The following is an 11,395-nucleotide window of genomic DNA, read 5'->3' as shown; positions in this document are numbered from 1 at the left end:
AAACCGAAGACCGTTTCTGGTATCGGAGTATGACCCCAAGTTAAGGGCTGTGCCAGCAGCCCGTCCCTAGGCAGAGCATATTAGCTCCTAGGGCTGGCAGACTATCGCTTACGCTACACCATCTGCCACAGACTATTAGTCCGCTAATATGTTTTTACGTCTTGTACATGACGACATATAGAGTTTTACCTGATAGATGATTAGCTATCAGAACCCCATACTCTATCCAGTTTTCAAAGAACGTTTTTACGACTTCTGCTTGTCGCCATCGACTGATGGATTATTTATAATATACCATGAATGTGCCTTATATCCCCATAGCTGAAGCTAGGGGCTTTACGGCACTTACTGGTAAACCCCTGGCAGCCAATGGTAACTTTCATGTTAGGAGAAAAGTATTAAAAAGCCGTCGGTGGTAGAGCTTTTCTTTTTGAGAAATACTTACATTTTGGCCATCAAACACAGCTATGTTAAAATCCTTCTATCGATGCCGTGGAAAAAAAAGCTATTTTCCGGTTATTGAGGAGGGGTGTTCAATGAAGAAGCTACTTGTATTGTTTGCCACAGTTCTGATCGGCCTTACTGTAATGGGTGTTTACATGAAAGCAGCAGTTCTCGGTGAAGTGAGATCTCTGAACCCTTACTTCATCAATTCGAGTGCTGAAAGACAGTTGATAGGCTACCTTTACGAAACATTGATGACTACCAGTGAAGGAAAGGCTGTTGGTATGCTTGCAGACTCCTGGGAAGTCAACCTTGAAGAGCTGTACATAATTTTTCATCTAAAAGACAGGCTCTTCCACGATGGGAGACCTGTGACGGCTGAAGACGTAGCCTACTCTTTCAATATAACCGTTCAAAAGAGATTACCAATGGGTCCACTACTGGCCTGGTTCAATAAAGCGGAGGTTCTCGACGAAAAAACCGTTAAATTGAACTTCAGGGTTCTCAATTCCTTCGTTGTGAGTTCGATTCCTATGGCTATTCCTATAATCCCTGAAAGCTTATGGAAAGACATTGGTAACCCGATGGAGTTTTCCAATCTGGATAATCCTGTGGGTACCGGTTCCCTGAAGTTCAAAGAGATAACGCCGCAGTCTGTTACATTCTCCTCTAACAGCAACCATCCCGATTCCCCGCAGTATCTCGAAGGCATTGTCTTTAACCTGGTTCAGGACGAAACCATGGGCTTCCTCGGGTTGGTCAGAGGCGATTATGATTACATTTACTGGAATCTCGATCCTTCTCTGGCCACACAGATGCTCAAAGATCCAGACAGATACAAAAACCTCGGTCTGGCCGTCACTAATGGAGATAGTGTCGTTTCTTTGCTGTTCAACCACAGAACTCTACCCGGATCGGATTTGAATTTCAGAAAAGCTGTACAAATGGCTATTGACTACGCCCAGATAGTTGACAGGGTTTACCTTGGTTTTGCCGATGTAGCTTCTTCAGGCTTGATTCCATCGATGGCGAAGGCTGTTTTCAGCTCTAGCGTCGGCGTCGCGTCGATCAATATTGAGAAGGCAAAAGAGTATCTCGCAAAGTCTTCTTATAAAGGAGAAAAAATCAGACTTCTAATTTACACAAGCAAGGAACAGATGGAGCTTGCCGAATATATCAAACTATTCCTTTCTAAAATTGGAATCAACGTTGTAATAGATCCTCAAGGCCATGAAGCAGTTACTGCGGCACTCAAGAAAGCCGATTTCGATATGTCGCTCACCACATACAGCCTGGGATTCCACCCGGAAATGGCTTTCTATCACCTCCACTCTTCAAGAGGGACGATGCAAAACGGCCAGGTTTCCGGCTTCAACTACGGAGGTGTGAGCATACCAGAGCTGGACGAGACTCTGAACGTTATCTGGACGGCTTTCGATGAGAATGTACAGAGAGACGCTTTCCACATTCTCCAGGAACAGATCAAGGAGTTTGTTCCGGTTGTTCCCATCTGCATACCCAACAGGTTGGAGGCCTTCTCGCGCAAGAATCTTGAAGGCTGGATTATATCGGAAACCGAAGGTGTGCTGTCGACGGAGACGTTGAAGAATCTAAAATCAAAATAGGTAGTTAATATGACTCTCTCCTATCTTGTTAAAAGAATCATCATAATGATATTGACGGTCTTCCTGGCGGTGACGATGAGTTTCATACTTATCAGGTCTCTGCCGGGGGACCCTGCGGAGAGATATTACGGCGATCCTAGGTTGCCAGAAGAAATCAAAGAAGAAATCAAGGCTGTCTTCGGACTCGACAAGCCCCTGATCACACAGTACTTTATATTTATAGGGAACGCATTCAGGGGCGATCTCGGCGTCTCGTACACTTACCGCAGAGACGTGGTCGGTGTTATTCTCGAAAGGCTCCCGTGGACGCTGATGCTAACCGTGGTGCCGACCGTCTTGAGTATGTTCGTGGCGCTCTGGATAGGAACATTCATAGCTTTCAACAGGGGTAAGAAGCTAGATCGCTTCATGAGGTTCTTCGCTTTCGGATTGAACTCCGTTCCAACTTTCTGGCTTGCCCTTCTGCTGGTCATGGGAACGGGGTTCTATCTAAACATATTTCCTCTGCAGGGTATGTTCGATCCGCTGGAGAGTGGTATGGCGAGAGTGATAAGCATACTCCACCACGCCGCTCTTCCCTGGATAACTCTTTTCATCGTAGGGATGCCGAGTTTTGCGATACAGGTCAGAAATATAGCGCTGAATATCCTGGGGGAAGATTTCATAATAACGGCGAAGGCTAAAGGTCTGAGAGAGCGAGAAATCCGTCGCAAGCACGTACTCAGAAACGCTCTCGGACCACTTTTCTCGCTACTGACACTGAGAATAGCGGGGCTTGTGGGAGGAGCAGTACTGATAGAGACCATCTTTTCCTGGAAGGGAATGGGGCTGCTGGTCCTTGAGGCTTCCAAAAATTCTGATTATCCACTTCTTCAAGCCACTGTCCTGATGACTATCGTACTGGTTATTATGGCCAATTTTCTGGCGGATGTTCTCCAGGCCGCTTTTGATCCCAGGGTGATTTACACATGAAAAAATACAGAAAATTTTTGAAGGACATCTGGAAAGCTCCGGAGGGAAAAATCAGTATTTTTATACTGGTATTCTTTATTTTTCTCGCCGTTACAGCGGACTGGATTTCGCCTTACGATCCTTACGACATTACCCAGAGAGGCTTTCCGCTGGAAGCGCCTTCAAGGGAGTATCCACTCGGGACCGACGGCTTTGGAGTTGATATACTCAGCCAGATAATTCACGGCAGTAGAGTTTCGCTGACTATAGGGTTTGTCACAGGAATCGGCATTGCCTTCATGGGTGGATTCATCGGAGTGATGGCCGGCACTTATGGCGGCCTGACCGATCTCTTTTCTATGAGGGCAGTCGATTTCATAATGGTGTTACCCGGACTACCCATAATGATACTGCTGATGACAACTTTGGGAAGCAGTTTTTGGGTGATGGTAATGATTTTCGTTCTCTTCGGCTGGGCCTCGGTTGCCAGAGTTACGAGAGCGATCGTTCTTTCGGAGAGAAAGCGTGGTTACGTTGAGGCAGCACGATGCGCCGGAGCTAAAAAAAGCCACATTCTCTTCAGGCACTTGCTTCCTGCGACTTATTCCATACTCTTCGTCACCGCTGCCTTCGCAGCTGGTGGTTCGATTCTGGCAGAAGCCGGTCTTGCCTTTCTGGGGTTCGGAGATCCCCGGCTGGTTTCGTGGGGAAAGATGTTGAATTATGCCCGCACTTACAACGCGATGGTTCTCGGTGCGTGGTGGTGGATAATATTCCCTGGCATCGCTGTTTTTCTTAGCTCTTTTTCGATAATGATGCTGGGAGTTGCACTTGAAAAGACCTTTAATCCAAGACTGAGAGAGAGGGATAGTTAGATGGTGGAGTACACCGAAAACATGGCAAAGCTCGAATTTAGGGGAAAGAACTACGAGTACAAACTTCACGAAATGCCAGAAGAGTTCTTTCGCTGGCAGATAGACAATAGACTCAAGGGTTTGAAGATCTTTCTGGGAGAGGAGAAGGGGATGCCAAACTTCTCTCCCCATACCGTAGTTATGAACACACCAGAATACGAAAATGAATTCTGCATCAACTCTTGCATAAAAGGACTCGGACTGGTTCCCAGATCCGACAAAATTCGGGAACTGGGGGAGAGGGCCGTGGAACTCATAAGAAAATCCTACGATATCGGGGCCGATAGAACCTTTAGAGAGAGGGTAGGTATGCTGGTCGAACTTTATTCCAATCCTGAAACGTTCGACAGAAGCATTCTCTCATCTATGGAGATGTACAAAAAGAGAACCTACAAGAACGTTTTGGAAGACCCAAGGGCCAACCTGCTTTTCTACGATAACCAGACCGGTTACAGTGTAATGTTCAGCGTGATATGCGAATTTGTGCCCAGGGGAGACGATTATTATACTTACGTTAGCGCCATACACGATCTCTTTCATCTTCCCAAAGACCCTTCGATAAAAACAGACAGGTACGATTTCGCGTACAGATTCCACCTTGTGGAAGCCTTCGAAAAGACTCCTGGCCCCAGGGCAAGCACCAGGATCTATTGATCAATCAACAATTGAGGGCCGATTCCGAGTGATCGGCCCTTTTCAATCAAATTTGAATAGTTTATCCTTCTCTATTATCAATTCAAGAGCCTTTATTGATATCTGTATGCATTTCTCCAGACCATCCTCGAAGATTTCTCCGGCCTGAGTCACAGGCTTCTCATCCTCACCGATTTCTTCACGTATCGTCAGAATCGAGCCGGTCCTCAGACCAAATACACCTCCCAGAGTGAGAAGCGTTGAACTCTCCATCTCAACACATAGGGTATTGGCCTTCTTTAAAAGTTCGATCATCTTCGCTGTTTCACAGTTGAAGCGTGCGCCGTAATATGAATCGGTCGAAAGTACTATACCCATGTGGCATCTGTGCTCGATTATCGAAGCTGCCTTCTCAAGGGCCCTTAAAACATGGTGGTGGGAGACAGCGGGATAAATTTCTGGAACGTAGGAACTTGATGTTCCGTCATCTCTGACAGCACCGGTAACGATCACCCCTTCTCCCATTTTGAGTTTTTTCTGAAAGCTTCCAGCACTTCCTACCCTTATGAGTGTATGAACACCGAGTGTTCGGAGTTCTTCAACCGCAATAGCCATACAGGGACCTCCCATCCCGGTTGACATTACCGAAACTCGCTCACCAGCAACTTCGCCGGTGATTGTAAAATACTCGCGATTTTTCGCCACATGGACTGGATTTTCAAAATACTTGGCGATCCTTTCCACACGGCTACGATCACCTGGAAGCAACACATACTTGCCGATCTTCTTGGCATCACTGATACGAATATGATAAGTAGGATTTTCCATTCAATCGCCTTCCTCTAGCAGCCTCTTCAAAGACTTGTCAACTATCTTCTTTATTTCCTGCGGATTTACCGTGTACTTCAGATTTTCACCATCCAAGAAGCTTTCTATCAGTCTGGCCTTCTTGAGTTTCTCTATATGGTTGTTGAGTTCGCCGGCTGGGATTCTTAGCTTTTTAGACATGGCGATTGGCGTGTAGGATGTGTTCTTCAAAGCCCTGAGTATTGCGAGCCTCTCTTTACTTGAGAGGGCTTCGAAGACATCTATACACTCCAGACGCATGTCCTTTTCTCTAAAGGGAATCTCTATCCTGTCGTAGCCGAGAATAAAGAGAAACCTTTCTTTATTGCCCATAGAATGGGCTTGATCGATTCCGAGAAACTGTGATACTCCAATTTCTATTCGGCTGACCTTGGCAAGTATATCCGGCACCGTAACTATTTCTAGCTTCTGGAAATAATCGTCGCCATTTTCAGTAATATATTTTTCAAGCAGCTTCAGTTGCCTTTGGTTCGAATTCTTAATGCGAACTTTCATCGAATTGAAAACGTTCTCTAGATACCACTCCAGAAGATAAAGATAATCCTCTTTAGTCTTCACCGGATCAGAGAAAAGCTCCATCAAATTGGCCTTTTGAGACGGGGAAAATACTGTGCTTTCGGTTATGAAAATCAGCATCTCTTTGTCGTCGCTGGTTATCTTTTCCACAATTTTCTCCAGATTGGGAAGGTTTCTGTCTTTGACATCCGGACCGAACCCGGTACGCAGAAAATGACTAAGAAGATACTTCTCCGGAATTCTTTTTATCTCTACAATTAGCTCCTCTGGAGTTATTAGATCCAGTTCCTGTATCAATGAAAACAGCGCTATTCCGAAATACGTTTCACAGTTGAAAAAACGATCTAGCAGCTCTTTTATATCGGGAGGCAGTCTTTTTCCGGTTTCTTTTACCCAATCCGTTATTTCCGCGTCAGGTTTGAACCAGTTGACGAATTCCTGATCAGCGTAGGAACCCATGATCATTTCATTGCAGTTCAGACGGATCAGACTCAAAAGAAAGTCGTAGGCGAGCGAATCAACAAAACTCACTTTTTCCACAAACATCGTATATCACCCCATTATGGAGTAGGTATTTAGATTATACTAAATATCCCCTGTCAATAAAAGTGATGCTGTTTTCGGCAGCGGTCAATTCAACGTTTGCAGAGCTTTATATACTCAGTTTTTCACCTGGATTGTTATATTATCTATTATAGGATCATCTTGAGGGGTGGAAAAAATGAGTGATCAATACATCGGTCTGGACATCGGAGGCACGAAGATACTTGGGGCGCTCTTCGATGAAGAAGGGAAGATAATAAAGAGAAGCAAGAAACAGAGCAAGGCAGATAGGGGCGAAGAAGTTATCTTCGGTCAGGTGTGCAAGGTCATCGACTCACTACGTGACGATTCGGGAAGGCTTGTGGCCATAGGGGCCGGTGTCCCCGGAGTCATAGATCGCGGGAGAATTCTCTTCAGTCCGAACCTCTCCTGGAAAGATTACCCTCTGGAAGAGAAATTGGTCCAACGTTATTCCGTACCGGCTTACATTGGAAACGACGCCAATGTAAGTCTTTTAGGCGTCTGGAAACACGGCATCGGCAAAGGTTGTTCTAATCTTGTAGGTTTTTTCGTGGGTACGGGAATCGGAGGGGGGATAGTAATAAACGGCTCAATATTCGGTGGTTCGACTGGGGGAGCAGGTGAGATTGGTCACATGATCGTACTACCGGACGGACCGTTGTGTGGTTGCGGCGCAAGAGGGTGTCTTGAGAGTCTCGCTTCCAAAACCGCGATCACAAAAATCTTCAGGTCTCAGATCGCCAGGGGTAGAAAGACCTACTTCGAAGATCTTCTATCGAGGGAAGGTTATGTGTTGAAGAGCTCACACCTGAAAGAGGCCTATGTCGGAGGAGATTCTCTCACGGTTGAAGTCATGGACAGGGCAGCCGATTATCTGGGCATTGCTACCGCGTCCGTTATAAACCTTCTTAACCCGCAACTGGTGGTTTTTGGGGGCGGTGTTATAGAAGCAATGGGAGAGCTTATGATAGAGAGAATAAAGGCCAAAGCCAGTGAACTGGCTATTCCTGGTCTTTTCTCTGCTTGTCGTATTGAGCTATCTGAACTGGGCGATGATGCCAGTCTCTTCGGAGCTATTTCATTGATCGAAAACGGCCTTGGAATAATACTCCAAGGGAGGTAAGTCATGAGTGATGGAAAAGTCGGGGCGGTAATAAATATATCATCCAACGCCTTGTTTTTAGTCATCGGCGAATGTAAAGCCGGAAAAATTAAAGTCTTAGAATCACTCGAATATCCTTTGAGCATAGGAAGAGACACCTTCAACACTGGAAGAGTGAGCCAGGAAAAAATAGAAAAAACATGCAAGATCATCAAAGGCTTTAAAAAGCTCACCCGCGAGTACAAGGTGGCGTCTTTGCGTACGGTTGCAACAACTGCCGTCCGGGAAGCCATCAATCGCGACTACCTTCTCGATCAGATAGTCGGCAAAACCAGGATAAAAGTCAGAATTCTCGACGATTCGGAAGAGAAGGGTATCATCTATAGAGAAATGTTGTCTGAGATGAGCGGAAACGAAGAATTGCAAAAGAACAAAGCCTTGATCGCCTACATTGGCACTGGCAGTCTTGGAGTAGCCTGGTATAAGAGAGGAAGACTGTACAGCACTCAAAATATAAAGCTTGGATCTTTAAAATTAACGGAGTTGCTCGGGGAGCTTCAATCGAAAACCAACAGGTTCCACCAGATAGTCGAGGATTATCTGAGCTCCTTCAAGGAAATGATACCCAAATCCTCACCTTTCGGAAAGATCGATCATTTCGTTGTATGCGGTCAGGAAATAGAAATCATCGCTTCCTTATGTGCAACACCTGCCGGAGCGGGTATCACTCAAATTCCGATCGCGAAGCTAGACGAACTGTACGACACTCTCAAGAGCTGTACACCGTCGGAGGTAGCCCAGATGTATGGGATCGCAGAGGAAGTCGCTGAAATACTCCTCCCTTCTCTGGGAATCTACAGGCTTCTTGCCAGCTTCACAAAAAGTAAGTGCATATATGCCAGCCGTGTCACCCTTCAGGATGCCTTGTTGAAAGAGATTCTTCTGACCAGAGAGACCAAGAAACGTCTCGAAAACTTCAGAGAAGATATAGTACAGTGTGCCAGGACCCTCGGAAAACGTTTTTTCTTCGACGAAGAACATGGAAACAGAGTGGTCAAAAACGCTATGGCGATTTTCCAGAAATTGAAGACACCCTACGGACTGGATGAAAACGATGCGCTGATGCTTAAAGTAGCTTCTCTAGTTCACGATATAGGTAAATACGTTAACTTCACAGAACATTACAGAAGGTCTTACGAACTCATAAGGGGGTCGAATCTGCCGGGTATTAGTCAGGCGGATCTGGAAATAATAGCCCTGATCTCTCTTTTTCACAGCAATATCATTCCCTCGGAATCGGATCCCGCTTTCGGAACTCTCTCAATGGAGCAGAGAGTTAAAGTTTCCAAACTGGCAGGTATATTAAGGCTTGCCGATGCGCTCGACAGATCCCATTCGGAAAAAATTGACGTTATAAAAGTAAGGCTGAAGGATAACGAGATTTCCTTAACCATTCACTCGAGAGAAGACATACTGCTAGAGGAGTGGGCTTTCAACAGTAAAGCTAGACTTTTCGAAGAGGCTTTTGGCTTGAAAGCCAGCCTTAAGAAGAAGGTGAATCCCGTTGAATCTTGACGATCCCAATCTGTACCTGAACAGGGAACTTAGCTGGCTTGATTTCAACGAAAGAGTTCTTGAGGAGGCTTTCGACAAGGAAAATCCGGTTTTTGAAAGGTTAAAATTTCTTTCGATCACATCTTCTAATCTAGACGAGTTTTTTATGATTAGAGTAGCCGGTCTCAAAGAACAGCAAGAGGCCGGATACACAGGTATAGATCCATCCGGAATGACCGCGACAGAACAACTAAAGGCAATTTCGATCAAGGTTCACGAAATGGTTGAGCGTCAGAACAATTGCCTTCACAGATCGCTGCTGCCGGCTTTGAAAAAAGAAAATATCTTCTTTCTCAAGCCCGAAGAGTTCGATAATGAACAGAAAGAATACATCGAGAGGTACTTCACTGACACCGTATATCCCGTCGTCACACCGATGGCGATCGATCAGTCTAGACCCTTTCCCTTTCTCCAGAACAAGAGCATCAATCTTGGAGTGGTGTTTGATCAGAAGGATCAATCGCTTTTTGCTGTGGTTCAGATACCTCCCGTTCTTCCAAGATTGATCAAACTGCCCTCGAAGAAAGGGCAGTGTTTCACTTTCATGGGAGACATATTGAAATCCCACATGAACAGGCTCTTCTCGGGATACCCCATCAAAGATATTCATGCATTCAGGATCACGCGAAACGCCGACTTGAGCATCGAAGAAGAAGATGAACATGATTTGTTGATCGAGATAGAGAAATCCCTTCAAAGACGTAGGTGGGGCTTTCCGGTGAGGTTGGAAATCGAAAAAGGTATGAATGTTGAATTGAGAGAATATTTGAAAGAGATGCTCGAGTTGACAGACGAGGATATATACATTTCGGGAACTCCCCTGGATCTTACGTTATGGATGAAATTCGTTCAGCTGAAAGGATTCGATAACCTCAGATACCCAAAGGCCCTTCCGCAGGCTTCGCCCGATCTTTACGGGCAGAACGATCTCTTCAAGATCGTAAGGGATGAAGATATAATGCTTCATCACCCTTTCGAATCATTTAAGCACATATCCGATCTGGTCTATAAAGCGGCCGAAGACCCCCGTGTACTGGCCATAAAGCAGACGCTCTACAGGGTCAGCGGGAATTCTTCGATCATCGATGCGCTAGTCCATGCGGCCAATAGCGGAAAACAGGTTACGGTGCTTGTAGAGATCAAGGCCAGGTTTGACGAAGAGAGCAACATACAGTGGGCAAAAATGCTGGAGAGAGCAGGCTGCCACGTAGTGTATGGACTGGTGGGTTTGAAGACACATGCGAAAATGCTACTTATAGTAAGAGAAGAAGACGACGGTATAAAACGTTACCTTCATTTGAGCACGGGAAATTATAACGATACTACGGCAAAGTTGTACACTGACATCGGACTGCTGACGGTAAGAGACCAATTAACAACCGATGCCTCGGCACTTTTCAACGTACTAACGGGTTACTCATTACCTCCGAGATGGAAAACCTTCGCCGTGGCGCCTTACAATTTACGCGAAACTTTCTTGAGACTCGTTCAATCCGAGATAGACAATGCCGCAAGGGGTTATGAAGCCCGAATAATTATCAAGATCAACTCTCTACTCGATAAAGAATGCATAAAAAAACTCTACGAAGCTTCGATAGCCGGTGTTAGGATCGACCTAATAGTTCGGGGCATTTGTTGCCTCAAATCCGGGATCGAGGGAGTCAGTGACAATATAAGGGTGATAAGTATTGTCGGCAGGTACCTTGAGCACAGCAGGATCTTTTATTTTCAGAACAGAGACAATCCCAAGTTCTTTCTTTCTAGTGCCGACCTCATGCCCAGAAATCTCGACAGGAGAATTGAAGTGATGTTTCCCGTGGAAGACGAGAGACTAAAGAAGAGGCTGAAATCCATACTCGAGATTGTATTGAAAGATACGGTAAAGGCCAGACTCCAGTTTCCTGACGGGAAATACAAGAAAGTTGACAGAAGGGGTAAACCGCTGGTGAATTCTCAAGAGGTACTTCATAAAGCAGCTATCTCCAGACTCAGAAAGTTCGAAAAAGAAAGAATCTCTGGACTGGCCAGTAATCCGGTGTTGAGATCGCGAGAGAAATCTTGAGCATCGGAAAGGGTTTCTTCATTTTTTGCAGCAATAAATAAAATAGAAAAAAAGCACTCAACGTCGATATTCATTCAAAAACGGCTGTAAACGGCCTATTCTA

General features: G+C 45.5%; 9 protein-coding genes. 7 read left to right on the top strand and 2 right to left on the bottom strand.

The window, feature by feature from the left end:
* The first annotated feature begins 536 nt into the window (after window positions 1-536).
* The 4 genes from MESINF_RS00575 to MESINF_RS00560 all read left to right on the top strand — a co-directional run bounded on the left by MESINF_RS00575 (window position 537) and on the right by MESINF_RS00560 (window position 4,588).
* Window positions 537-2,069 carry an ABC transporter substrate-binding protein gene (locus MESINF_RS00575; RefSeq protein WP_169698030.1) on the top strand — a complete coding sequence of 511 codons (1,533 nt, stop codon included), beginning with the start codon at window positions 537-539 and terminating at the stop codon, window positions 2,067-2,069.
* Between the two features lie 75 nt (window positions 2,070-2,144).
* Entirely contained in the window at window positions 2,145-3,041 is an 897-nt protein-coding gene (locus MESINF_RS00570; protein ID WP_169698029.1) for an ABC transporter permease, read from the top strand.
* Window positions 3,038-3,895 (top strand): ABC transporter permease, encoded by an 858-nt coding sequence (locus MESINF_RS00565; protein WP_169698028.1) that lies wholly within the window; start codon window positions 3,038-3,040, stop codon window positions 3,893-3,895. The genes MESINF_RS00570 and MESINF_RS00565 overlap by 4 nt, the downstream gene beginning before the upstream one ends.
* Window positions 3,896-4,588 (top strand): hypothetical protein, encoded by a 693-nt coding sequence (locus MESINF_RS00560; RefSeq protein ID WP_169698027.1) that lies wholly within the window; start codon window positions 3,896-3,898, stop codon window positions 4,586-4,588.
* Window positions 4,589-4,630: 42 nt separating this feature from the next.
* On the opposite strand, the gene MESINF_RS00555 is transcribed toward MESINF_RS00560, so the two are convergent.
* Window positions 4,631-5,395, bottom strand: coding sequence for a nucleoside phosphorylase (locus tag MESINF_RS00555; protein WP_169698026.1), 765 nt, complete (start codon window positions 5,393-5,395; stop codon window positions 4,631-4,633).
* On the bottom strand, window positions 5,396-6,496 hold the full coding sequence (locus tag MESINF_RS00550; RefSeq protein ID WP_169698025.1) for a winged helix-turn-helix domain-containing protein: 1,101 nt from the start codon (window positions 6,494-6,496) through the stop codon (window positions 5,396-5,398).
* 175 nt (window positions 6,497-6,671) lie between these two features.
* On the opposite strand from MESINF_RS00550, the gene MESINF_RS00545 reads away from it, so the two are divergent.
* The 3 genes from MESINF_RS00545 to MESINF_RS00535 are packed head-to-tail and all read left to right on the top strand — an operon-like array spanning window position 6,672 to window position 11,292.
* The gene (locus tag MESINF_RS00545; protein WP_169698024.1) at window positions 6,672-7,637 is read left to right on the top strand and encodes an ROK family protein; all 966 of its coding nucleotides are present in this window, start codon (window positions 6,672-6,674) and stop codon (window positions 7,635-7,637) included.
* 3 nt (window positions 7,638-7,640) lie between these two features.
* Window positions 7,641-9,191, top strand: coding sequence for a Ppx/GppA phosphatase family protein (locus MESINF_RS00540; RefSeq protein WP_169698023.1), 1,551 nt, complete (start codon window positions 7,641-7,643; stop codon window positions 9,189-9,191).
* On the top strand, window positions 9,181-11,292 hold the full coding sequence (locus MESINF_RS00535) for an RNA degradosome polyphosphate kinase (RefSeq protein ID WP_169698022.1): 2,112 nt from the start codon (window positions 9,181-9,183) through the stop codon (window positions 11,290-11,292). Before MESINF_RS00540 ends, MESINF_RS00535 begins: the two co-directional genes overlap by 11 nt.
* The last annotated feature ends 103 nt before the right edge of the window (window positions 11,293-11,395 follow it).

Origin of the sequence: Mesotoga infera, from assembly GCF_900157305.1 — a bacterium.
Taxonomy (GTDB): domain Bacteria; phylum Thermotogota; class Thermotogae; order Petrotogales; family Kosmotogaceae; genus Mesotoga; species Mesotoga infera.
The sequence above is the reverse complement of the archived record's forward strand: the minus strand, read 5'-3'. Positions and strand labels throughout refer to the sequence as shown.